The following is a 24,479-nucleotide window of genomic DNA, read 5'->3' as shown; positions in this document are numbered from 1 at the left end:
TGCCCGTGCGGCCGGTGCGGGTCAGGCGGAGATGGTGACCGGCTCGACCGGGGTGACGCCCTCGGCCTGGTCGGTCAGGGTGTCCTCGAGGTCGGCGAGGTACTTCTCGGCGTCGAGCGCCGCGACGGCACCGGAACCGGCGGCCGTGATGGCCTGGCGGTAGGTGTGGTCGAGGACGTCGCCGGCGACGAAGACCCCGGGGACGCCGACGGCCTTCGAGGTGCGGCCCTCGACCGCGATGGTGCCCTCCGGCGCCAGCTCGAGCTGGCCGTGCACGAGGTGCACGCGCGGGTCGTTGCCGATGGCGATGAACAGGCCGTCGAGGGCGAGCTCGCTCTCGGTGCCGTCGACGGTGTCCTTGAGGGTCACACCCGTCACGGCGGAGTCACCCTGGATGCCGATGACCTCCTTGTTCCACGCGAACTCGATCTTCGGGTCGTTGTGGGCACGGTCCTGCATGATCTTCGACGCGCGCAGGGTGTCCTTGCGGTGGATGACCGTCACCTTGTCGGCGAAGCGCGTGAGGAAGGTCGCCTCCTCCATGGCGGAGTCGCCACCGCCGACGACGGCGATGTTCTTCTGACGGAAGAAGAAGCCGTCGCAGGTCGCGCACCACGAGACGCCGTGGCCGGACAGGCGCTCCTCGTCGGGGAGTCCGAGGTGGCGGTACGCCGAGCCGGTGGCGTAGATGACCGCGAGGGCCTCGTACGTCGTGCCGGACCCGACGGTGACCTTCTTCACGTCGCCCGTCAGGTCGACGGACACCGCGTCGTCGTACAGGACCTCGGCACCGAAGCGCTCGGCCTGCTCCTGCATCTTGATCATGAGGTCGGGGCCCTGGATGCCCTCGGGGAAGCCGGGGAAGTTCTCGACCTCGGTGGTCTTGGTGAGCTCTCCGCCCGTCTCGACGCTCGAGGCGACGATGAGCGGCTTGAGCTCGGCGCGTGCGGCGTAGATGCCGGCGGTGAACCCGGCCGGACCGGAACCGATGATGATGAGCTGGCGCATGCCTGAATGCCCTTCCGTTGCGTGCTGACCGGGTCAACACATGGTACCGGCGCGGCATTCCACGCCGTACGGGAAGCGTGCGGTCAGCGGCCGAGGCGCTTGCGCAGGAGTCCGACGGCGTTCCTGATCTCGCCGTTCTTCGCGACGACGAGGACCCCGAAGTACACGACGGCCATCACCGCACCGGTCAGGACGATGGTGATGAGCGCGCCGGTGCGGTCCGACATCGCGAACCCGCTCGGGCTGAACGCGCCGAAGAACAGTGCCACGGCGGCACCGACCGCGCCGGCGACGAGCGCTGCGACGACGAACTGCAGGTGCGACCTGGTCACGACCGGTCCCTCGATGCTGCCGAGCTTCCGACGTACGAGGACGAGCGCCACGATCGTCTGCGCGGTCCCGGCGAGGGTCGTGCAGGCTGCGACCCCGATGCCGATCGCCGCGTTCGGGAGCGTGGAGGCCGCCAGTGCGCCGACCACGAACAGGACCGACTGGATGCACTGCATGAGGAACGGCGTGCGGTGGTCGTGCATCGCCCAGAACACGCGCTGGAGGATGAACAACATGCTGAACAGCACGAGCCCGGGCATGTAGGCGACGAGGACCGCACCGACCTGCAACGCGCTCTCGAAGGTCCCCTCGTAGAGCCGGCCGAAGGGGACGGCGACGACGACGAGCGCGACCGACGAGAAGACGGTGAACAGCCCGACGATGCGGAGCGACAGCGACAGGTTGCGGCGGACGGCGTCGAGGTCGCCACGTGCGGCGTCGTGGCTCATCCGGGTGAAGTACGCCGTCGCGATCGAGACCGCGATGATCGAGTGCGGCAGCATGAAGATGAGCCACGCGTTGCCGAGCACCGCGTTGCCGGGGCCGTCGTCCTGGCCCTTCCACGCGACGCTCGACTGCACGATCCCGGCGATCTGCGTCACCAGGATCATCGCGAACAGCCAGCCGGCGGCCGTTCCGGTCGACTTGAGACCGACGCCGCGCCACCGGAAGTCGGGGCGGAAGGACAGCCCGGCACGCTTCCAGAAGAGCGGCAGGAAGGCCGCCTGGGCGAAGACGCCGAGCGAGGCGCTGCCGGCAAGCAGGGCGATCTTCGCCGGCGTCCAGTCGTCCACTGCGGCGCCGCTGTTGCCGTACAGGGCGATGAAGACGACCAGGCCGGCGATGGCGATGACGTTGTTGAGCAGCGGCGCCCACGTGAACGGGCCGAAGACCTGCTTCGCGTTGAGGACCTCGCCGAGCAGCGAGTACATCGCGTAGAAGAGGATCTGCGGCAGGCACCAGAACGCGAACGCGATCGCCAGGTCGGTGGCGGCCGGCCCCCGGGAGTCCGAGGAGGTCGTGTAGAGGCGCACGAGCAGCGGCGCCAGGGCGGTCGCCGCGATCGTGATGACGATGAACGCGGAGCCGCCCAGCGTGACGATCTTGTTGACGTAGGACTGCCCGCCGTCGGCCGAGTCGCGCATCGAGCGAACGATCTGCGGGATGAGCACCGCGGACAGCAGGCCGCCCGCGATGAGCGCGTAGATGTTGTTCGGCAGCTGGTTCGCCACGGCGAAGGCGTTCGCCGAGGGGCTCGCGTTCTGCCCGATCGCGTACGCCAGCACGAAGGTCTTCGCGAACCCGAGGATGCGACTGACCATCGTGCCCGCCGCGAGCAGGGCGCTCGCCCGACCGAGACTGCGCTCGGCCACCGGCTCGGCGTCGACGTCTGGCTGGATCTGGGGGGTGCTCACGGTCGGCTCCTCGGGGTCGCGCGGCGGCGCGACGGTGCTCGTCGGGGCAGCGGCGGCCGGGAGGCCAGGCGCACCTCCGGCGCGGTCGGTCACGTCCCGCAGGTGGTCGCTCCCGGACCCCGGGGTCGGCCCGGCAGCGGTCGCAGGGGCGGTCGCATGCGCGCCCGCCACGGTGGGCTGCACCGCGAGCGGCCGGTTCGGGTCGTCGTCATCGTCGTCCGGCTCGCCGTTCCGGCGACGTGCGCGCTTGCGGATGCTGCGGAAGATGCCGAACCCGAAGATCAGGACGAGGGCCGCCGCGGCCGCCGCGGTGATGAACGTCTCCCACTGGGCCTGCACGTTGAGCTGCACGACGGCGGGGTCGGCGACGGCGACGCCGCTCGGGCTCGACAGCGACATCGTGAGCTCGACCGTGCCGTTGGCCACGGACTGCACCGGGACGGTCGCACGCGTCGACGACTTCGGCTGGACCTCGACCTCGATGTCGTTGCGGACGACGCGCAGGGCGGAGTTCGACGGCTGCACGAACAGGTGCACCGTCACCGGGTAGTCGGAGCGGTTCCGGATCGACACCGGGAGCGACGAGCGGTCGCCGAGCAGGGTGAGGCTGCTCGAGTCGACGATGCCGACCTTCTTCGTGGTCGCCGCCCAGGCTGCGGTACGCGCGTCGATCGCGGCGCCGAGTGCGTCGTCGTCGCCGCGCCAGGCGTTGGAGGCCAGGGCGAGCAGTCGGAGGCGCGCCGGTGCGGTGACCTGCTGCGGCGTCTCGAGGATGGTCGAGAACGCGGTCAGGCCCTGCTCGCCGCGGACGAGGCGTCGGAGCTGGTCGATGCGGTCGTCCCCGGTCGAGGACCCGTCGAGGGTGAGCGACCCGGCGACGGAGCCGACGGCCGTCGACAGGTCCGACGGGGCGACCCAGGCGGTGTTCTCGAGGGCGTCGAGTGCCTGGCTGAGCCGCTCGGAGTCGGAGGGCCAGTCGCGGCCGAGGGTCAGCAGGACCGGGCTGGTCGCGGTGCCGGCGCTGGCCGCGGTGGCGAGCGTGGCGGTCAGCTCGGACATCGCCGTGGCCCAGGTCTGCCGGTCCGAGGCGTTCGCGGCGGTGCGGAGCAGCCGGGACATCGTCTGGTCGGCGACGAGCACGTGGTCGTCGCCGATCTTCTCGGACGCGGCGATGGTGGTGTCCGCGCCCGCCGAGGTGTTGCCGCTGGCGACGATGGTCGTCTTCGTGCCGGCCCGGCGGAGGGCCGGCAGGTCCTTCGTCGAGACGGTGCCCTCGTCCGGCCAGGCGATGGACTGCAGCGAGTACGGGAAGTCGAGCAGGGACGCGGTGGTGGGGAGCGTGGTCGTGGCGTCGGTGGTGCCGGCGCCGGGCGTGGCGTCGTCGCCGGGGGCGGCGGTGGCGGTCGGGCTCGTGGTCGCACCCGGGGTGCCCGTCGGGGTCGGCGGCGCGGTCTCGGCGCCGGGGAAGTTCTCGTCCTTCACGGACTGGTCGAGGGAGATCGGTCCGAGGACGCCGTCCGAGCCGGCCTGCCGCAGCCCGGTGACGTCGGCGTCGGCGTACGGCAGCGCGAACGTCTCGTTGCGCAGGGACTCGAGGCGCTGCAGCCAGGTGGACGCGCTCGACGGGGCGTTCTCGCCGAGGATCCGGATCGAGGCGATGATGCGGGGGTCGACGGCGACGGCGACGTTGTGGTCCTCGGCGGCGTCGAGCTGCTGCGTCAGGGTGCCGTCGACGGAGGTCGCCGCGGCCAGGACCGCGGGGGTCAGGATGCCGTCGGTGGACTGCGGGACGGTGACGGGCATCGCGACCGAGACGCTGATCGGGGCCTGCTCGAAGTCCGGGTACCAGGTGATGGCGGAGCGGTCGACGGCGACGGTCTCCCCCGCGGTGTACTCGGCGGCGATGCGTCGTGCGCCGAACCCGGGGTACCCGCCGAGGGCGACGTTGCCGGACACGATCGACACCGAGTCGATCGTCACCGAGCGGTGCGCGGGGACGGCCGGGATGTCCACGGAGTCCATGTGCGCGCCGAGGTAACCGGCCGTGGTGGTGTCCTGCAGCCATGCGGCAAGCGCGTCCCGCGTGCTCGCGGAGCGGAAGATGTCGAACTCGGCGGTCCCTGCCGGCAGTGCCGCGTCGGTGTCGTTCGTGACCGTGACGGACAGGGTGAGGTCCTGGTCGCGCTGCACGACGCCGCGGTTCGCCGGGGCGATCGAGATGGTCGCCTTGCCCGCGTCGGCGGCGGCCGGGTCGGCGACGTGCGACTTCGGGGCCGAGACCTCGGCCGCCGAGGCGTGGTCGGCACTGACGGGCGCGACGACCAGGCCGAGCGCGACGAGGGTCGACGCGGCTGCGGCGAGCGTGGTGCGGAGGATCTGCATACGAGGAAGCGGGCCACGGGGTCGGTGCGGGCCGAGCACGAGTGTACGAGGGGCGACGATGAACACAGCCCGTGCGCGCGGGACCGGTGGAGAACTCCTGGCCTCGATCTGGGAGGATGAGGACCGTCATGCAGTCCGTTGCCCAGGCCGTCGAACGACTCGACGCACTCGCCGCCACCGAGCCCGTCGCCCTCCTCGCTCGGGTGTTCGCCGACGCCGGGCACGAGCTGGCGCTCGTCGGCGGCCCCGTGCGCGACGCGTTCCTCGGTCGCCCGGTGACCGACCTCGACTTCACGACCGACGCCCGTCCCGACGAGATCCTGGCGGTCGTCGAACCGATCGCGACCACCACGTGGGACGTCGGGCGGCAGTTCGGCACCATCGCCGCCCTCGTGCGGGGCGAGCAGGTCGAGATCACGACGTACCGCAGCGACGTCTACGACGGCGAGACCCGCAAGCCCGAGGTCGCGTTCGGCGACACCATCCAGGACGACCTGCTGCGCCGCGACTTCACCGTGAACGCCATGGCGCTGCGCCTGCCGGCCCGCGAGCTCGTCGACGTGCACGGCGGCGTCGAGGACCTGCTGGCCGCGCGCCTGCGCACCCCCCAGGCGGCCGTGGTGTCGTTCCGCGACGACCCGCTCCGGATGATGCGGGCAGCGCGGTTCACGGCGCAGCTCGGGTTCACCGTCGACGACGACGTCCGCGCCGCGATGCAGGACCTCGTCGACTCCATCGACATCGTGTCCGCCGAGCGGGTGCGCGACGAACTCGTCAAGCTCCTGAACACGAGCGACCCGGTGCCCGGCATCCGGCTGCTCGTGGACACCGGCCTCGCCGAGCGGTTCCTGCCCGAGCTGCCGGAGATGCGGCTCGAGATCGACGAGCACCACCACCACAAGGACGTCTACGAGCACTCGCTCACCGTGCTCGAGCAGGCCATCGGGTACGAGGCCGAGCGGCACGCCGGCGACCCCCCGGACACCGTCCTGCGGCTCGCGGCGCTGCTGCACGACATCGGCAAGCCCGCCACCCGCAAGCTCGAACCCGGCGGCGCCGTGAGCTTCCACCACCACGACCTCGTCGGCTCCAAGCTCGCGAAGAAGCGGCTGCGGGCACTCCGCTTCGACAACGACACGATCGCCGCGGTGTCCCGGTTGATCGAGCTGCACCTGCGCTTCTTCGGGTACACCGAGGGCGCCTGGACCGACTCCGCCGTGCGCCGGTACGTCCGCGACGCCGGGCCGCAGCTCGAACGGCTGCACGAGCTCACCCGCTCCGACGTCACCACCCGCAACCGCCGCAAGGCCGACCGCCTGGCCTTCGCCTACGACGACCTCGAGGCACGGATCGCAGTGCTCGCCGAACAGGAGGAGCTCGACGCGATGCGTCCAGACCTGACCGGCGACGACATCATGCGGATCCTCGACATCCCGCCGGGCCGTGCCGTCGGCGACGCGTACCGGTTCCTGCTCGAGGCCCGGATGGACGACGGCCCGCTCGGTGCGGACGAGGCCGAGGCCCGCCTCCGCGAGTGGTGGGCGGCCCGCGACACCGGCTGACGGGCTCGCCCGCAGTCTCCGGAACCAGGTTCCGGACTCCGAACCGCGCGATTTCACGGTGTGGTGTCCGGAACCTGGTTCCGCGAGCCGACCCACGGGCCGGTGGCGCGCCTCCAGGCAGTCCGCTAAGCTTGCGGGGTTGTGCCCGCGCTCCTGCGCACCGGTACACATGCATCAACCCTCCTGTCCCGGGAACTGCCCGGGGCCGCTGAGACCAGAGGAGGTGGGTTCCGCATGCACCAGTACGAACTGATGGCGATCCTCGACCCCGAGATCGACGAGCGCACCGTCGCTCCGAGCCTGGACAAGTTCCTGGCCGTGATCCGCAACGACGGTGGCACCGTCGACAACGTGGACGTCTGGGGCCGTCGCCGGCTCGCCTACGAGATCGCCAAGAAGTCCGAGGGCATCTACGCCGTCGTCGACTTCACGTCGACCCCCGAGGCCGCCAAGGAGCTGGACCGTCAGCTCGGTCTCTCCGAGGCCGTGCTCCGCACGAAGGTCCTCCGCGCCGAAGAGGGCATCGCGCAGGTCGCCGCCCAGAAGCAGCGTGACGAGGCGCGTGCGGCCCGCAAGGCCGCCAACGCCTCCCAGGCCGCGACCGCGAGCGCCGAGTAGCCCGTGGCCGGCGAAACCGTCATCACGGTGGTGGGCAACCTCACCGCGGACCCCGAGCTGCGCTACACGCAGAACGGGCTCGCCGTGGCGAACTTCACCATCGCGTCGACCCCTCGCACGTTCGACCGTCAGGCGAACGAGTGGAAGGACGGCGACGCGCTGTTCCTCCGTGCGAGTGTGTGGCGCGAGTTCGCCGAGCACGTGGCGGGGTCGCTGACGAAGGGCTCGCGCGTCATCGCGCAGGGCCGTCTGCGTCAGCGTTCCTACCAGGACCGTGAGGGTCAGCAGCGCACGAGCATCGAGCTCGAGGTCGACGAGATCGGCCCGTCGCTCCGGTACGCGACCGCCCAGATCACCCGCGCAGCGGGTGGCAGCGGCGGCGGCGGTGGCCGTGGTCAGGTCGGCGGGGGCAACTCCGGCGGCGGCAACGGTGGCTGGAACGGCGGCGGCAACACCGGCGGCGGTCAGTCGGACGCGCCCTGGTCCCCCCAGGGCGGCCAGCAGGGTGGCGGGAACGCACAGTCGAACGACGTGTGGTCCACCCCCGGCGGCAACTTCGACGACGAGACCCCGTTCTGATCCTCAGCGATCCAACGGACACAACTTCTTCTTCTTAAGGACACACAATGGCTGGAAAGAGCACCGGCGATCGCCGGAAGCCTCGCGGTAAGGGCGGCAAGAACGCCGCTCCCGCGAAGTCGATCAAGGTCGGCGTCATCGACTACAAGGACGTCGCGACCCTTCGCAAGTTCATCTCGGAGCGTGGCAAGATCCGCGCCCGTCGCATCACCGGCGTCTCCGTCCAGGAGCAGCGCCTCATCGCCCGTGCCGTGAAGAACGCCCGTGAGATGGCGCTCCTCCCCTACGCCGGCTCCGGCCGCTGATCGGAGGTCGACACATGTCGAAGCTCATCCTCACCCACGAGGTCTCCGGCCTCGGTTCCGCCGGTGACGTCGTCGACGTCAAGAACGGCTACGCCCGCAACTACCTCATCCCCCAGGGCTTCGCTGTCGCGTGGTCCAAGGGCGGCGAGAAGCAGGTCGAGTCGATCCGTGCCGCGCGTACCGCGCGCGAGCTCGCCACCATCGAAGAGGCACAGGACCTCAAGATGAAGCTCGAGAACGCCACCATCCAGCTGTCGGTCAAGGCCGGCAAGGACGGCCGTCTGTTCGGCTCCGTCCGTCCGGGCGACGTCGCTGACGCCGTCCAGGCGCAGGGCGTCGGCTCGCTCGACAAGCGCAAGGTCGAGGTCCCCGCGACCATCAAGACCGTCGGTGACCACGAGGCCACCGTGCGTCTGCGCGAGGACATCACTGCCGTGATCTCGCTCAAGGTCGTCGCCGCCAAGTAGCGCGACCTCGTTCCGTCGGAAGGCGGGTCTCCCCTCTCGGGAGGCCCGCCTTCCGTCGTTCCCGGGCGTCACGTCGTCGACACGGCTGGTTCTCCTGCTCGACGCACGTTCTTCTCGTGCGCGCACCGCTGGTGGAAGTTGCGGTGAACACCACGCGAACACCCCCGTTCGGGGGTCGACGAGCCGATAGCGTCATCGCGGCCTCCGAACCCGGGGGTGTCGAACACCGTGAACAGGAGCTGGCCATGCCCAACTTGAATGTGACCTACGGCGAGATGCAGGACGCCGCGACCCGCCTCGTCAACGGCGAGCAGGACATCACCTCGAAGCTGCGTGAGCTGAAGTCGCTGGTCGACTCGCTCATCTCCGGCGGCTACGTGACGGACCAGTCGTCCGTCGCTTTCGGCAACTCGTACCAGGAGTTCAACGACGGCGCGACGAAGACCATCGAGGGTCTCGAGGGCATGTCGATGTACCTGAACAAGGCGTCCGAGGCGCTGCAGCAGACCGACCAGGAGCTCGCGAACGCGATCAAGTAGTCGGTCCGCCCGGGGTCGCGCACGCGCTGCGACCCCGGGCGCCACTCGCGTCCAGCACACCGACCGGGAGCACCCATGGCAGACCTCATCATCACCCGCGCCGTCCTCGAGGACTCGGCGACCAAGCTGCAGCACATCTCCGACGAGCTCGAGCACCAGAAGTCGGACGACCGTGCCCTGACCGAGATCTACGGCCAGCACGACGTGCAGAAGGCGATGCACGACTTCTCCGGTGACTGGAAGATCCACCGGAACAAGATGAAGGGCGCCGTGAAGGACCTGCACGAGAAGATGCAGAAGTCCACCGAGCACTGGACCGGGCTCGAGCAGGACCTGACCGACAAGCTCGACACCGAAGCGCACCCGACCGACGGGCAGGCGGCCTGATGCCCGCCCGCGGCGGGGACTGGGGACTGCTGCACGAGGGGTCCGACCCGATCGTGGCGGACGTGCCGACCGTGCACGAACTCGTGAACTACTACACGACGATGGCCCAGGAGATCACCTCCGAGGCGGACGTCCTCCGGAAGATCGGCGAGGGGGACGACAGCCAGTTCAAGGGCGAGTCCGCCGACGCGGTCCGGAAGAAGAGCAAGGAGGTCGCCGAGTCCCTGCAGCGGATGTCCGGCCGGTACGACGCGATCCGCGACGCCCTGACCGGCTACCTGCCCGAGCTCGAGACGGCCTTGACCGAGTCGGCCGCAGCGCTGCGCGACGCCGAGGACGCCTCGGCGGCGGGAGCCCGGGCCGGCGCGATGCCCGACCCCGGTCAGGGCCGTGCGCAGGACGCGCCGCCGCTGACCGACGACGAGCAGGGTGCGATCGACGCCAAGGCGCGCGCCACGAGCAGTGCGAAGGACGGCGCCGACGCCGCGGTCGCCCGGCTGCGGCGCGCAGTGGACGGGGTGAACGCGGCCGGCAAGGCGGCGGCGTCGACGATCCGGGCCGCGTGGGACGACGGGTTGCACGACACCCTCGGCGACAAGATCAAGGCGTTCTTCTCGAAGCTGCTGAAGATCCTCGTCAAGATCTTCACCTACATCGGCATCGCCCTCGCAGCGCTGGCGATCCTCATCCCCGGCGTCGGCATGCTCACGTTCATGGCGGCGGTCGCCGCGGCGGTCACGCTCGTGCTCAACATCACGCTGGCGGGGATGGGTGAGGGGTCGTGGCTCGACGTCATCACGTCGGCGGTCGGGCTGGTCCTGGTCGGGGTCGGGGCCGGGCTCACCAAGGTCGCGTCCCTGGCGAAGACGGCCGGCCTCGGCAAGGGGATGCAGGGCTTCGCGAAGACCAACCTCGACAAGATCAAGAAGCTGCAGGACGTCCGGGCCGTCGCGATCAAGGACACCCTGCGGGACCCCGGCGCGCTGCGGACGGTCACCACGATCAACCGGCACATCAACCGGTTGACGGACGCCCGCATCGCGACGATGGGGAAGAACACGCTCGGCGGCTTCAAGGAGAAGCCGAACTGGTGGCGGCCGAACCGCGCGCTCTGGAACGACGACAAGGCCAAGATCCGCGACGTCCTGTCGAAGGACGGCAAGGGCTGGCAGTGGCAGCGCCTGATGAGCGTGGACCGGCAGATCGAGATGGACGCCATGAAGGTCGCGATGAAGCGGGACTACGGCGTCGACATCGCCGCCCTGCCGAACTGGCACAAGTACGCCGCCGGCGGCCGGGTGGTGGCGAGCTGGATGAACACGTTCTCGTACGGCCAGGGCATCAAGCCGACCGGGTGGGGCTCCGACCAGGAGCGGGTCCCGGGCTACAAGGACGCCTCGGGGCAGCTCGTCCACGGGTTCTGACGGACGTCGGGTGTCCCCCATCGGGGGGACTCCCGCCGTCCGCGGACCCCGCGACACGCCGATGACCAGGATTTTCGTGCATCGGTGACATGTGAATACCGACGGGGATCGACCGCGCGGTGCTGCCGGAATACTGGAATGTGCACATCGGTGTGCACGGCTCCGGCACCCCCTGCTGCGAAAACGTACCCCGCGAAGTGGTTCCGGCCTGAAATAACCTCGGTCCTGTCCCTCGACCGGGGGGTGCAGACGAACAACAGGAGCAGGCCATGCCCAACTTGAACGTGACCTACGGCGAGATGCAGGACGCCGCGACCCGCCTCGTCAACGGCGAGCAGGACATCACCTCGAAGCTGCGTGAGCTGAAGTCGCTGGTCGACTCGCTCATCTCCGGCGGCTACGTGACGGACCAGTCCTCCGTCGCCTTCGGCAACTCGTACCAGGAGTTCAACGACGGCGCGACGAAGACCATCGAGGGTCTCGAGGGCATGTCGATGTACCTCAACAAGGCGTCCGAGGCGCTGCAGCAGACCGACCAGGAGCTCGCGAACGCGATCAAGTAGGTCCCACGGCACCGGTCCCGGCCCCCGTCGACAACGACGGGGCCGGGGCCGATCCGGTTCCGATCCCGTTCACCGACCAGGAGCACCCATGGCAGACCTCATCATCACGAAGGCCGTCCTCGAGGACTCGGCCGCGAAACTGCAGCACATCTCCGACGAGCTGGAGCACCAGAAGTCCGACGAGCGCGAGCTCCAGGACGTCTACGGCCAGCACGACGTGCAGAAGGCGATGCACGACTTCTCCGGTGACTGGAAGATCCACCGGAACAAGATGAAGGGCGCCGTGAAGGACCTGCACGAGAAGATGCAGAAGGCGTCGGAGAACTGGGCCTCGCTCGAGCAGGACCTGCACGACAAGCTGTCCACCGAGGAGCACCCGGCAGACGGGCAGGCCGCCTGATGCCGGCACGCGGAGGGGACTGGGCGCTGCTCGGGGAGTCCACGGACCCGGTCATCGCCGACGTGCCCGTGGTGAACGACCTCGTGCACTACTACACGACCATCGCCGACGAGATCACGAGCGAGGCCGCCGTGCTGAAGAGCATCGGCGAGGGCGACGAGTCGCAGTTCAAGGGCGAGACCGCGAACGCCGTCCGCAAGAAGAGCAAGGAGGTCGCGGAGTCCCTGCAGAAGATGGCCGGGCGCTACGAGGCCATCCGCGACGCCCTGACCGGGTACGTGCCGAGCCTCGAGCAGGCCCTCGACGAGTCAGCGGCCGCGTTGCGCGACGCCGAGGACGCCTCGGCCGCCGGCGCGCGTGCGAGCGGCATGGCCGACCCCTCGCAGGGCCGCGCCTCGGATGCTCCCCCGCTGACCGACGACGAGCAGGGACAGATCGACGCGAAGCACCGTGCGGAGTCCTCGGCGAGCGACAGTGCCGACGCGGCGAAGGCCCGCCTCCGGCGCGCGGTCGACGCCCTGAACGCCGCGGGGAAGGCCGCCTCGGCGACCATCCGCGGCGCGTGGCACGACGGGTTGCACGACACCCTCGGCGACAAGATCAAGGCGTTCTTCTCGAAGCTGCTGAAGATCCTCGTCAAGATCTTCACCTACATCGGCATCGCCCTCGCAGCGCTGGCGATCCTCATCCCCGGCGTCGGGGTCCTGGCGATCATGGGTGCGGTCGCGGCCGGGGTGAGCCTGGTCGCGCAGATCGGGCTGACGGCGCTCGGCGAGGGCAACGTCTTCGACCTGGTGATGGCGGTCGTCGGCGTCGTGACCCTCGGCGTCGGCGTCGGGATCACCAAGGCGACCTCGATCGCGATGAAGCAGGGCATCGCGAAGGGCACGGCGGGCTTCCAGAAGGTCGTCAACGCCAAGCTCGAAAAGCTCTCGACGCAGCGGTTCGCGTTGCTCGACAAGCTCGGCAAGCCGGGCACGTTCAAGAAGCTGACGGCGATCAACAAGCAGAGCGAGCAGGTCATCGGCAAGTTCGACGGCTTCGTCGACACCTTCAAGAACAACCCGAACTGGTGGAACCTGTCGAAGTTCTCGACGGTCGCGAAGAACGATTGGAAGACGATCTCGACACAGTTCGGTTCCGATCTGTTCACCCGCAAGGGCTTCACTAGCTGGGCCGAGCGGATCGGCGGCGTCGACTTCCAGGTGCACCGGAACTTCCTCAACAAGTGGGGTTCCGCCACCGGCATCGAGACCGTCTCGCAGGCGCCGAAGTGGCACACCTACGTGAACGGCGGCATGAGCGTCTGGGGCCGGAACTACTCGATCGCCGGCCTCGTCCTCAACCCGATCGGTGACGGCGCCGACACGAAGCGCCCGTGGACCGACGACTGGAACGAGACGAAGCACCCGATCTCCGTCTGAGCCGGGGACCCGCCCGGCCCGACGTCACCCGAGACAAGCAGTGGAGCACATGAGCCCGACACCCGTCCTCACCTCGCGCATCGACGTCGAGATCCCGCAGTGGCTCGTCGTCCCGGACACCGAGGGCGCGACACCCGCGTGGCGCGCCGAGGTGCTCGAGCTCTTCGCCGCCATCGTCCGCGTGGACGACGCGGCGGAGGGCGAGGACCGCGTGTTCGACGACGGCCGGCAGGTCGACCCGGTCGCGGCGCTCGACACCCTGCTCGAGTTCCGGGCGGCGCTCGGCGCCGAGGGTCGCCTCGTCGCGGGGCTCGGTGTCCCGAACCGGTGGCCGCTGCCGGTGGTGGTGTCGGTGGGCGTGGCGGAGCCGGGCGGCGAGAGCCTGCTCGAGCTCGCGGGCGCGGAGGGCGGGCTGCCGGTCGAGCGGCCGGCCGTCGACGAACTGCCGGACGACGTCGGCGGCGAGGGGCCGATCGTCACCCGCTACGACCTCGACGACAGCGGCGCGATCTGGGCCACCGTCTGCGCCGTCCGTCGCGAGACGCTCGTCGGGGCCGACGGGCCGGTGGACGTCGACACCCGCGTCATGTGGCGCACGAGCGACCTCGACGTCGTCCCCGTCTTCGGCGGGGAGCTCGTCGGCCTGATCGGAGCCATCCGGAACGAGGTGCACGCATGACCGACCTGACCGCGTCCTTCTTCATGGTCGTCCCGCCGGGGTGGGCGCGCCTGCCCGCCCGCGAGGAGGACCGCCAGGAGCTCGGCGCGATGGTCCGCGAGGTCATCGCCCGCGCGCTCCCCGACGACCTGCCCCGCGACCGGGCCGAGCCCCTGCGCCAGCAGATGCGCAAGCGGCTCGTCGCCACGGTGGCCGAGGCCGGCGACAACGGTGCGACGGCGGTCTACCTGCCCGTGCAACCCGTCGACGGGTACACGCCGCCGGTGTCGATCATCGAGACCGAGGCAGAGGACGAGTCCGAGGAGGTCCCGGAGCAGGTGATCGCCCAGATCCTGGCGGACGCGCTGCCCGACCGGCGCGACGACGAGGACCCGGGGATCCGCGAGGTCGACGGCGGGATCGCCGCGCGGACCGAGACCGTGATCCGTCGCGCCGACCCGGCTGCGGAGCTCGCGGAACTCGGCGCCGAGCTGCCGGTCGTGGACGACCGGCAGGTCGTGTACACGATCCCGGTGCCGCACCGTCCGGGGCGGTGGGTCGTCCTGTCGTTCTCGGCGATCAGCCTGCCCGACGCCGACGACCGACTCACTGACGCCCTGGTCGCACTGTTCGACGCGATCGTGACGACCTTCCGCTGGACCGACGTGCCCGGGGTGGAGCCGACCGCGCTGGAACGTCGGCTCGCCGAACTCGGGGGCGCCGCGTGAACTGGTCGTTCGTCGAGCCGCAGTCGCACCTGCTGCTGACGATGGCGGTCGTGCTGTTCCTCGGCGCGCTCGCCTTCGTCATCCCCACGATCGTCGCCGTCCGTCGGCGGACCGCGACCGACGCGCTCGCGTGGGCCGACCAGGTGCGTCGCGACCCAGCAGCGCCGTGGGCCGTCGACCGGGTGCTCCGCTCCGTCGACGCGTCCTGCGCGAACGCCGGGGTCGTCTTCCCCGGAGCGGTCCGGATGACGGTCGGCACGACGGTGCGGCTCGACCTCGCCTCGCCGACGATCGCGCCGCCGCAGCCGTGGACGGCCACGCCCGACGGACGGTCCTGGACCGCGCCGATGTGGGCGCTGCAGGCCGTACCGCTCGTGGCGGCGGCGCCGACGGAGTTCGCCACCGTCGTCTCGCTCGGCACCGACGGGGACGAGACCGTCCTGGTCGACCTGCGCCGGGTGCGCGGGGTCGTCGCGCTCCGCGGGGAGCGCCCGGCACGCGACGCGCTGCTCCAGCGGGTCGTCGACCAGGTCCGGACCGATCCGTGGGCGACGGGGACGGCCGTGCTCAACGTGGGCGGCGCGTCGGACGCGGGCACGGCGGTGTCGGTGCGCGACGCGATCGCGGCCGTCACGGCGGACGCGACCCCGGGCCTCCTGGTCGTCGCCCGCGTGCCCGCCGGTGCGGACGGCCGTGAACTCGTCCGGCTGCTCGAGCGGCCCGGCGGTCGCTGGGCGTGCGTCGCGGCCGAGCCGCACACGCTCGCGCGCTGGACGCTCGAGGTCCGTCGCGACGGGACGCACGTCTCGGACGTGCTCGGCACGGTCCAGTGGACCGGGCTGGGGCTGTCCGTGCCGCTGGCGGCATCCGTCACCGCCGACGCCGTGACCGAGCGCGACGGCGCCGAGGCGGACGCCTGATGCGCGTCGTCGTCACCGTCGTCGACGACGTCACCGGGGAGTCCTCGGACGTCCTGGTCGACGCGTCCGGACAAACCCCCATGCGGGGTGTCGTGGATGCGCTCGCCCGCCGGACGGGCGGTGCGCCGATGCCGGCGGACGCGCCGGACGGCGACGTGCCGTTCGCACGGAGCGGCCTGGTCGACGGCGCGGTGCTGCACGTCGGCGGCGCGGACCGACCCGAGTCCGAGCGCGGCATCGTCCACCTGCTCACCGTCGGCGGTGCGGACGCGGGACGAGCGCGCCGGCTGTCGCCGGGCACGTACCGGATCGCGGTCGCCGACGACGGCGCCCCGGTGGTCGGTGCGGACGCCGACGAGATCGCCGGTCTGGAGGCACGGATCGCCTTCGACGGCACCGTGACCGTCCGGCAGGCAGAAGGCTCCCGAATCGTAACCGGTTCGGCAGGTTCGGTCACGCCGACCCTGGAGCAGGAGCCGGTCGGAGCGGAGTGGGTGCCCTGGAACCCCGACGCCCTCGTCCGGATCGGGGACACGGCCCTGACGATCCGCCCGGTCGCCGTCGTCGACCGCATGCTGCTCCGACCGCCGGACTCGGGCCAGCTCGACTTCAACCGGCCACCACGACTGCTCCCGCCGTTCCTGACGACGAACTTCCGGATCCCGAAGCCGCCGGTCCCCCCGCAGCGCTCGGCCATCCCGTGGATCATGGTCTTCGTGCCGGCGATGTTCGGCATCGTCATGGCGACGGTGTTCCACTCGCCGTTCTACCTGCTGTTCGCGGCGATGACGCCGATCATGGTGGTCGGCCAGACCGTCACCAGCCGGCGCACCGGCAAGAAGAGCCACCGCAAGCAGGTCGCCGAGCACAAGCAGCGCGTCGCCGCGCTCGAGGCCGCGATCGACGCCGCCGTGCTCGCGGAACGCGACCAGCGGAGGACCTCGGCGCTCGACGCCGGGTCGCTCCGGGTCGTGGCGAGCACGCCCGGCCGGCGCCTGTGGGAGCGGCGACCGTCCGACACCGACCACCTGCACGTCCGGGTGGGCATCGGCGACCTGCCGTCCACGGTGACCGTGGTCGACGACCGCGACCTCGACGGTCTTGCCGACGTGCCGCGCACGACCCTCGGCGTCCCGGTCACGGTGCCGCTGGCCGAGGTCGGCGTGCTCGGGATCGCCGGCGCCGGGGACGCCCCCCGTGACCTCGGCCGGTGGGTGCTCGGACAGCTCGCCGTGACGCAGAGCCCGCGCGAGGTGCAGTTCGTCGTGCTCACCGCACAGCAACACATGCCGGCGTGGGCATGGACGACCTGGCTGCCGCACGTGCGGCCGACGGCGGGCCAGGAAGCCCTCGCGCTCATCGGCGCTGACGGTGAGACGATCGGCCGGCGGCTGGCCGAGCTCACCCAGGTGCTGGCCGAACGCCGGGCGGAACGCGCGAAGAACGGGATGAACCGCTCCCGGTTCTCCCCCGAGATCGTCGTCGTGCTCGACGGCGCCCGCCGGCTGCGCGCCATGCCCGGCGTCGTCGGCCTGCTGCGCGACGGCCCCGCGTGCGGCATCCGCCTGGTCTGCATCGACGACGAGGAGTGGCAGCTCCCCGAGGAGTGCGTCGCCACCGTGACGCACCGCACCCCGACCGAGCTCGTGCTGCGCCGCCAGCTCGCCGCCCCCGTCGAGCTCGTCCTCGCCGACCGGGTCCGCGACGACTGGTACGACGACGTCGCGCGGGCGGTGTCCCCGCTGCGCGACACGAGCGGCTCCGACGGCGACGGGCTCGTCCCCGACGCAGCGCGGCTGCTCGACGTCGTCGACCTGCCGCAGCCCGACGGGCGCCTCGTCGCCGACCGCTGGTCGGAGGGCGGCACGAGCACCTCGGCCGTCGTCGGCGTCGGCATCGACGGGGCCTTCGAGCTCGACCTGGTGAAGGACGGCCCGCACGGCCTGGTCGCCGGCACGACCGGTTCCGGCAAGTCCGAGTTCCTGCAGACGCTCGTCGCGTCGCTCGCCCTGCGCAACCGTCCGGACCGGATGACCTTCGTGCTCGTGGACTACAAGGGCGGTGCGGCGTTCAGCGTCGCCTCCGACCTGCCGCACACCGTCGGCCTCGTCACCGACCTCGACCAGCACCTGGTGGAACGTGCGCTCCGGTCCCTGCGTGCCGAGCTCACCCGCCGCGAGCACATCCTGGCGGCGTCCGGCGCGAAGGACATCGAGGACCACGAGGCGCACCTCGAGCGCGGTGGCGCCGGCGAGGCGATGCCCCGGCTCGTGCTCGTGATCGACGAGTTCGCGGCGATGGTCACCGAGCTGCCCGACTTCGTCACGGGCCTCATCGGCATCGCCCAGCGCGGGCGCTCGCTCGGTGTGCACCTCATCCTGGCGACCCAGCGGCCCGGCGGGGTCGTCGGCCCGGACATCCGCGCGAACACGAACCTGCGCGTCGCCCTGCGGATGACGGACTCCGGGGAGAGCAGCGACGTCATCGACGTCGCGGACGCCGCACGGATCCCGAAGAGCGTGCCGGGGCGCGCGTACGCACGCCTCGGGCACTCGTCGGTGGTGCCGTTCCAATCGGCTCGCGTCGGCGGTCGGTGGGCCGGTGAGGAGGACCCGGCCACGGGCCTCCCGTTCGTCCGCGTGCTCGACTGGCGTGACTTCGCGACCGCACCGCCCGCCCGACCGGTCCGGAGCGACCGCGCGACGGCCGCGACGGACCTGTCCGTCCTGGTGCAGGCGATGGTCGACGCCCGGGACCGGCTCGGGATCGGCAGCGTGCACAGCCCCTGGCTGCCGCCGCTCCCAGAGCTCCTGCCGCTCACCGAGGTGGCGTCGGCGGCGGTCGGCGACCGTCGTCGGGCGACCGCCGCGACCGAGAGCCTGCGGTTCCCGTTCGGGCTCGAGGACCTGCCGGACACCCAGGAGCAGCGCGCCGCCGAGATCGACCTGGCGAAGTTCACCCACCAGTTCGTCGTCGGTGCGCCCGGGTCCGGCCGGTCGTCGGCGCTGCGCGGGATCGCGGCGTCGGCCGCGCGCTCGATCGCCTCGTCGGACCTGCACCTCTACGCCATCGACTGCGGCAACGGCGCGCTCGCCTCGCTGCAGCAGCTGCCGCACTGCGGAGCCGTCGTGCAGCGCACGCAGGTCGAGCGCGCGACCCGGCTCGTCGACCGACTGACGCGCGAGATGGCTCGCCGGCACGACCTCATCGCGGCGGCGTCGGCGGCGGACATCACCGAGCAGCGACTGCTCGCCGCGGCCGGGGAGCAGCTGCCGCACGTGCTCGTGCTCATCGACCGGTGGGAGAACTTCACCACCTCGCTCGGCGAGGTCGACGGCGGGGCCCTCACCGACTCGATCCAGTCGATGCTCCGCGACGGTGCCGCGGCCGGCATCCACGTCGTCGTCTCCGGCGACCGGACGCTGCTGTCGTCGCGCATGTCGACGCTCACCGACGACAAGATCGTGATGCGCCTGACCGACCGGCTCGACTACTCGCTCGGCGGGATCAACCACCGGAAGCTGCCCGCGTCGATCCCGGCCGGACGCGGCTTCCGCGCCGACTCCGGGATCGAGGTGCAGTTCGCCACCCTCGGCACCGACGTCTCCGGGCAGGGCCAGACCACCGCCGTGCGGGACCTGGCGAACGAGCTGCGCGCGGCCGCACCCGTGCCGCCGTCGCCGCGGCCCTTCCGGGTGGACGCCCTGCCGAAGGACCTGGACCTCGACGGCGCACTCGAACTGTCGTCGGCGCCGGAGCCCGCACCGATGGTCGCCGTCACCGGCATCGGGGGCGACGACATGGAGCTGCAGACCGTCGACCTGTCCACCGGGGGCGGCACCTTCCTGGTCGCCGGACCGTCGCGGTCGGGCCGGTCCACCATGCTCGCCGCGATGGCGCGCTCGCTGCTCGTCGGCGGGACGACCCTCGTGGTGCTCGCCCCGCGACAGGGAGCGGTCCGGGACCTCGCCGGTCTGCCCGGCGTCCGCGCGGTGTTCACCGGCGACGACGTCACGCAGGAACAGCTCGAACCCGTGCTGACGCCGGACGGCACGCCCGTCGTGCTCGTCGTCGACGACGGGGAGCTCCTCATCGACTGCTCCGCCGCGCGGTGGCTGCGCGACTGGGGCCGGGCCGCCGTCGACAACCGGCAGGGCATGCTGCTCGGCGGGAACACGACCGGGCTCGCCGCCGGCTTCGGCGGGTGGCAGGTCGACGCGAAGAAGAACCGACGCGGGGCGCTGCTCTCGCCGCAGGACACCCTGGCCGGCGACCTGATCGGCGTGCGGATCGCCCGGTCGTCGATCTCGACGCGGATCGTGCCCGGCTCGGCGCTCGTCCACCTCGGGACGGGCCTGGCGTCGACGCTGCAGGTGCCGATGGTGTCGGCGACGACGCGGGCGGGCTCTGCGGTGGCCGCGGTGACGCGGTCGGAGTCGACGGCGTCGTCGTCGCTGGCGGGGTGATCGGCCGCGTCGGCGGCGGCTCCCACCGCGCCGTCGGCGTCGCGGCGGCTTCGACCGCGGGTCCTGCGACCGATGCCTGCGCGGGCTGAGGTCGGTGCTGGGCGGTTACGAGCAGCGGGGGTACGCGCTCGCCTGGGAGCCAGCCGGGAAGGTTCTCCCCACGAAGCGGTTTGTCAAGTCGTTTTACACAGTGGAAACGTCAAATCGAAACCTTCAACTGCACGTTGAACTCCAGTTGTCCACACACAGTGTGGAAACGAAAACCCCAGTTCAACCGGTCGAAAGTATGTTCGCTCGACCGACTTTCCACACCTCTTTCCACAGTTGTGCACACACTGTCCCGGCGTGTTCGGCGCGTCCTCCACAGAGTTATCCACAGGGGCGTTTTGTGGGGATAACTCTGCCCCCCTACGTTGGCCCAGCGACCCGGACCCAGGGGTGTGGTGTCGGACGTGGGCGGTAGAACGTCGTGTGGAGCTGGACGGTCGTGGGCCGGACGGCGTGGACCGAACAGTAGGGAGAACGTGTGTCGATCGCGCATCTGGACCCGGCGCCGCAGGACTACGCCGAGCGCGGTGGGATGGAACGCACTCCCCCGCACGACCTGCTCGCCGAACAGTCGACCATCGGCGGCATGCTCCTGTCGAAGGACGCCGTCGCCGACGTCATCGAGACCGCCCGCGGCGTCGACTTCTACGTGCCCAAGCACGAGGTCATCTTCGACGCGATCCTGTCGCTCTACTCGCACGGCGAGCCCACCGACGTCATCGCCGTCACCGACGAGCTGACCAAGACCGGCCTGCTGTCCCGCGCGGGCGGCGCCGAGTACCTGCACAGCGTCACCAGCATGGTGCCGACCGCCGCGAACGCCGGCTACTACGCCGGCATCGTCGCCGAGAAGGCCGTGCTCCGCCGCCTCGTCGACGCCGGCACCCGCATCGTGCAGATGGGCTACGCCAGCGAGGGCGAGGTCACCGACCTGGTCAACAGCGCCCAGGCCGAGGTCTACAACGTCGCCGGCGGGGTGCAGACCGAGGACTACGTCCCCCTCACCGACGCCATCTCCGCCGCCCTCGACGAGATCGAGGCCGCGAAGGGCCGCGACGGCCAGATGACCGGCGTGCCCACCGGCTTCGCGCAGCTCGACGGCCTGACCAACGGGTTCCACCCCGGCCAGCTCATCATCATCGCCGCGCGCCCCGCCCTCGGGAAGTCGACCCTCGCGCTCGACCTCTGCCGCGCGGCCGCCGTCAAGCACAACGAGACCGCCGCGTTCTTCTCGCTCGAGATGGGGCGCGCCGAGATCGCCATGCGCCTGCTCTCCGCCGAGTCGAGCGTCCCGCTGCAGAACATGCGCAAGGGCACCGTCGACTCCCGCGACTGGACCACCATCGCGCAGACCCGCGGCCGCATCAACGACGCCCCGTTCTTCATCGACGACTCCCCCAACATGACCCTCGTCGAGATCCGTGCCAAGTGCCGCCGCCTCAAGCAGCAGCACAACCTGCGCATGGTCGTCATCGACTACCTGCAGCTGATGACCTCGGGCAAGAAGGTCGAGAGCCGCCAGCAGGAGGTCTCCGAGTTCTCGCGTGCGCTGAAGCTCATGGCGAAGGAGCTCCAGGTCCCCGTCGTCGCACTGTCCCAGCTGAACCGAGGCCCCGAGCAGCGAGCCGACAAGAAGCCGCAGATCTCCGACCTGCGTGAGTCCGGCTCGATCGAGCAGGACGCCGACATGGTCATCCTGCTCCACCGTGAGTCGGCGTACGAGAAGGACAACCCGCGCCAGGGCGAGGCGGACCTCATCGTCGCCAAGCACCGCAACGGGCCGACGGACACCATCACGGTGGCGTTCCACGGCATGTTCTCGCGGTTCGTGGACATGCCGCAGTAGCGGCCTGTCGCTGTCGGTGTCCCAACTAGATGGTCTCCCCGCCTAGGAGATGGTCGGGCCCAGCGCGACAGACCACCCCACGGCGGACGATGAGGCGACGATCGGATCGACATCATGAGGGTTCCGTCCTACCTACCCGCGCCGGCGTCTGTGCCGTTCACTGGAGCACCCAGGAGCTTCGCCCTCGGCCCTGAGCCTCGACGTCGACGCACCCCGGACCCTTGGGCGGATTTCAAGGTGTGGTGTGCACGGCGCGCGATCAGCTCGTTGCCCGCTTCGGGCCCCGTTGTCGCAAGTTATCTACTCGATCGATCCCGGGAAGTAGACGACTCAGGAGCACTCGCTCATTCGGCTTGACGGCTCAAGACTTGGGTCGATGTCATCGACGCAATCCACGTGTAAGCAGACCTTCCCCGGATCAGATCCGCTCCACCGGTGCCCACCGTTCTCTCTGGCCTCATCCGATACCAAGATCGCACGAAGCGTCAGTCCTTCCCGGCGGTGAACGCGCTTGAGGGTGTGCTGGAGTGCTCCGCGCCGACGATCGTACCGATGGCGCCCCGCTGGATCGCGGTCAGCTGGGAGACGAGAATCTCTTCCGCGTTCCTCTTGCCGTGCAGGTTGGCGAGAAGGATGTTGTCCTCTGCTTCGCTGAAGGCCCTCGCCGTTGAGCTTGGGCGGCCGGAGCGACAAGGGCGGTGGGCCATCGCCGCTTTCCCACCTTCGCCGTGCTCGACACGATCTACCGCTACGCAACCGGGATCGACGTCCGCGATTGGAAGCGCTTCCGAACCGTGTTCACCGACGACGCCCACGTCGACTTCGGATTCATGCAGCGGGAAACCGGCGACGACTTCACCGACTTCATGCAGGAAGCCCACGACCCCGCTGGGCGGACACTGCACCGGATGAGCAACACCACCATCACCCGACTGGGCGCGGACGAGCTGGAAGCTCGTACCTACGGGGATGCTGTCGTGCTGCAGGCAGACAACACCTCCGGAACGATCGCGAACGCCTGGTACGACGACACCCTGGTTCGGACACGTGACGGCTTCCAGATCAGCCGTCGCGTCGTGCACATGATCTCCATGCGCAATGTCGGACCGAACCTGGTCGCCGAGATGTAGCGCACGAGACTCGGGACCCCGACCGGGAGGCTGGTCGGAGTCCTGGAGTCGACCATCGTCCACCGGTCACCCACTGCCGATGACCGCCTGCGCTGCCGTCCCCCACGGAGACCAGTCAGTGCGGAGCCTGCCCGCACGAGCGCCCGATCAGCTCACGGCCCCCCACGCCGCAGCGTCGCCGACGGCAGCTCGCCGAAGCGCTCCGCGTAGGCGCCGGCGAACCGGCTGACGTGCAGGAAGCCCCACCGGGCGGCGACCTCGGACACGGTGACGGCGCCCGGGGCCGCGGTGAGCAGGTCCTCGCGGGCCCGTTCCAACCGGAGTCGTCGCAGGTAGCCCGTGGGCGTGGTGTCGAGGGTCCGCCGGAAGCTCTCCTGCAGGCTGCGGACGCTCGTCGAGACGGCGGCAGCGAGCTCCCCGACGGTCCACGGTCGTGCCGGGTCCTGGCGGAGGAGCTCGACGGCCTGCGCGACCGACCGGGCACCGGCAGCCCCTCTCGGCACGGCGAGTGCCGCCGAGTGGTTGTGCGGCTGCCCGAGCAGCAGGCTGTGCAGGAACACCTGCTCGAGGCTGCGCACCGCGAGTGGATGTGCGAGGAGGCCCGTCGTCCCGCGGGAGCCTTCGTCGACGAGCCGCACGGCCTGTGACACGGCCCGTCCGCCGCCGGTGGTGAGGTCGAACTCCGCGTCGAACTCGAGCGGTGTCGGGGCCGGTGCGTCCAGCAGGAGCTCCAGCTCGGTCTGCAGGTCGCGGTGCGGGATCATGACGGCGACCTGGGCGAACCAGTCGCTGCAGTCGAGCTCCACCGACCGGCCCGGCATGAACACGCCGGCGGTCTGCTCGGTCCCCCGGAAGCGCGTCCCTCGGTCGGCCCGCATGGTCGACTGCGACCGGACCGGGATGTCGAGGTGGTAGTTGACGGGCTCCGCGGTGCACAACCGGACGGCCTCGCGGAAGCACATCCAGCCGAAGGTGATCCGACCGACCGTGAGGGCGTTCAGTTGCATGCGCAGGCTCGACGAGCCCTCGGTCGGCGAGACCTGCACCGGCAGGAACACCTCGCCCAGCACGGCGGCGGCCTCGTCGACGGTCGTGCTGGCGGCCACCCGGTGCGAGCCGAACAGCTCGGTCGTGGCCCCGGTCATGGCGTGACTCTACCGGCCACGCCCACGCCCGCCGGACACGGATCCGCGCGCAGCGACGGTGACTCCGCGCGCAGCGGATGGCGCCCGGACCGGCGCCTGCCTACGGTCGTCTCCAACCGGTGCGCGACGGTGACC

20 protein-coding genes are annotated in these 24,479 nt (G+C 70.7%); 17 read left to right on the top strand and 3 right to left on the bottom strand.

All coding sequences use genetic code 11. The features are described 5' to 3' along the window. Nucleotides 1-21: 21 nt before the first annotated feature. Both trxB and BIU97_RS17710 read right to left on the bottom strand, forming a co-directional pair. Nucleotides 22-1,008 carry a thioredoxin-disulfide reductase gene (gene trxB, locus BIU97_RS10140; protein ID WP_071258704.1) on the bottom strand — a complete coding sequence of 329 codons (987 nt, stop codon included), beginning with the start codon at nt 1,006-1,008 and terminating at the stop codon, nt 22-24. A gap of 83 nt (nt 1,009-1,091) precedes the next feature. Beyond that, the gene (locus BIU97_RS17710; RefSeq protein WP_139195989.1) at nt 1,092-5,135 is read right to left on the bottom strand and encodes a DUF6049 family protein; all 4,044 of its coding nucleotides are present in this window, start codon (nt 5,133-5,135) and stop codon (nt 1,092-1,094) included. A 128-nt stretch (nt 5,136-5,263) separates the two neighbouring features. Between BIU97_RS17710 and BIU97_RS10130 the strand changes: the two genes are divergently transcribed. From BIU97_RS10130 to BIU97_RS10045, 17 genes are all read left to right on the top strand, one after another. Further along, nucleotides 5,264-6,697: a CCA tRNA nucleotidyltransferase gene (locus tag BIU97_RS10130; protein ID WP_071258713.1), complete on the top strand. Its 1,434-nt coding sequence runs from the start codon at nt 5,264-5,266 to the stop codon at nt 6,695-6,697. 234 nt (nt 6,698-6,931) lie between these two features. Beyond that, entirely contained in the window at nt 6,932-7,315 is a 384-nt protein-coding gene (rpsF, locus tag BIU97_RS10125; RefSeq protein WP_071258718.1) for a 30S ribosomal protein S6, read from the top strand. Between the two features lie 3 nt (nt 7,316-7,318). Beyond that, nucleotides 7,319-7,894, top strand: coding sequence for a single-stranded DNA-binding protein (locus tag BIU97_RS10120; RefSeq protein ID WP_071258722.1), 576 nt, complete (start codon nt 7,319-7,321; stop codon nt 7,892-7,894). 47 nt (nt 7,895-7,941) lie between these two features. Continuing rightward, the gene (rpsR, locus tag BIU97_RS10115; RefSeq protein ID WP_017887834.1) at nt 7,942-8,199 is read left to right on the top strand and encodes a 30S ribosomal protein S18; all 258 of its coding nucleotides are present in this window, start codon (nt 7,942-7,944) and stop codon (nt 8,197-8,199) included. A 14-nt stretch (nt 8,200-8,213) separates the two neighbouring features. Continuing rightward, nucleotides 8,214-8,666, top strand: a complete 453-nt coding sequence (rplI, locus tag BIU97_RS10110) for a 50S ribosomal protein L9 (RefSeq protein WP_071258725.1) — start codon at nt 8,214-8,216, stop codon at nt 8,664-8,666. Between the two features lie 245 nt (nt 8,667-8,911). Then, nucleotides 8,912-9,205 carry a WXG100 family type VII secretion target gene (locus tag BIU97_RS10105; RefSeq protein WP_071258728.1) on the top strand — a complete coding sequence of 98 codons (294 nt, stop codon included), beginning with the start codon at nt 8,912-8,914 and terminating at the stop codon, nt 9,203-9,205. A 75-nt stretch (nt 9,206-9,280) separates the two neighbouring features. Continuing rightward, nucleotides 9,281-9,592, top strand: coding sequence for a hypothetical protein (locus tag BIU97_RS10100; RefSeq protein WP_071258733.1), 312 nt, complete (start codon nt 9,281-9,283; stop codon nt 9,590-9,592). Further along, on the top strand, nt 9,592-11,016 hold the full coding sequence (locus BIU97_RS10095) for a hypothetical protein (protein ID WP_071297560.1): 1,425 nt from the start codon (nt 9,592-9,594) through the stop codon (nt 11,014-11,016). Before BIU97_RS10100 ends, BIU97_RS10095 begins: the two co-directional genes overlap by 1 nt. A gap of 269 nt (nt 11,017-11,285) precedes the next feature. Continuing rightward, complete coding sequence (locus BIU97_RS10090; RefSeq protein ID WP_071258728.1) at nt 11,286-11,579, top strand: WXG100 family type VII secretion target; 294 nt, start codon at nt 11,286-11,288, stop codon at nt 11,577-11,579. A gap of 88 nt (nt 11,580-11,667) precedes the next feature. Then, nucleotides 11,668-11,979 carry a hypothetical protein gene (locus BIU97_RS10085; RefSeq protein ID WP_071258742.1) on the top strand — a complete coding sequence of 104 codons (312 nt, stop codon included), beginning with the start codon at nt 11,668-11,670 and terminating at the stop codon, nt 11,977-11,979. Further along, nucleotides 11,979-13,403 carry a hypothetical protein gene (locus tag BIU97_RS10080; protein ID WP_071258748.1) on the top strand — a complete coding sequence of 475 codons (1,425 nt, stop codon included), beginning with the start codon at nt 11,979-11,981 and terminating at the stop codon, nt 13,401-13,403. The genes BIU97_RS10085 and BIU97_RS10080 overlap by 1 nt, the downstream gene beginning before the upstream one ends. Nucleotides 13,404-13,452: 49 nt before the next feature. Continuing rightward, nucleotides 13,453-14,082, top strand: a complete 630-nt coding sequence (locus BIU97_RS10075) for a hypothetical protein (RefSeq protein ID WP_139195988.1) — start codon at nt 13,453-13,455, stop codon at nt 14,080-14,082. After that, complete coding sequence (locus tag BIU97_RS10070) at nt 14,079-14,789, top strand: hypothetical protein (protein ID WP_071297559.1); 711 nt, start codon at nt 14,079-14,081, stop codon at nt 14,787-14,789. Before BIU97_RS10075 ends, BIU97_RS10070 begins: the two co-directional genes overlap by 4 nt. Further along, nucleotides 14,786-15,709, top strand: coding sequence for a hypothetical protein (locus tag BIU97_RS17705; protein WP_071297558.1), 924 nt, complete (start codon nt 14,786-14,788; stop codon nt 15,707-15,709). The genes BIU97_RS10070 and BIU97_RS17705 overlap by 4 nt, the downstream gene beginning before the upstream one ends. Continuing rightward, nucleotides 15,709-20,175 (top strand): FtsK/SpoIIIE domain-containing protein, encoded by a 4,467-nt coding sequence (locus BIU97_RS10060; protein WP_071297557.1) that lies wholly within the window; start codon nt 15,709-15,711, stop codon nt 20,173-20,175. Before BIU97_RS17705 ends, BIU97_RS10060 begins: the two co-directional genes overlap by 1 nt. A 526-nt stretch (nt 20,176-20,701) precedes the next feature. Beyond that, nucleotides 20,702-22,069 carry a replicative DNA helicase gene (gene dnaB, locus BIU97_RS10055; protein ID WP_071258770.1) on the top strand — a complete coding sequence of 456 codons (1,368 nt, stop codon included), beginning with the start codon at nt 20,702-20,704 and terminating at the stop codon, nt 22,067-22,069. Nucleotides 22,070-22,797: 728 nt separating this feature from the next. Continuing rightward, nucleotides 22,798-23,199 carry a nuclear transport factor 2 family protein gene (locus BIU97_RS10045; protein ID WP_071297555.1) on the top strand — a complete coding sequence of 134 codons (402 nt, stop codon included), beginning with the start codon at nt 22,798-22,800 and terminating at the stop codon, nt 23,197-23,199. A gap of 152 nt (nt 23,200-23,351) precedes the next feature. Here BIU97_RS10045 and BIU97_RS10040 read toward each other — a convergent pair whose 3' ends face one another. Continuing rightward, the gene (locus BIU97_RS10040) at nt 23,352-24,344 is read right to left on the bottom strand and encodes an AraC family transcriptional regulator (RefSeq protein ID WP_071297554.1); all 993 of its coding nucleotides are present in this window, start codon (nt 24,342-24,344) and stop codon (nt 23,352-23,354) included. Between the last annotated feature and the right edge of the window lie 135 nt (nt 24,345-24,479).

Origin of the sequence: Curtobacterium sp. MCBA15_009, assembly GCF_001864895.1 — a bacterium.
Lineage (GTDB): Bacteria > Actinomycetota > Actinomycetes > Actinomycetales > Microbacteriaceae > Curtobacterium.
This window is presented reverse-complemented; position numbering and strand designations above follow the sequence as displayed.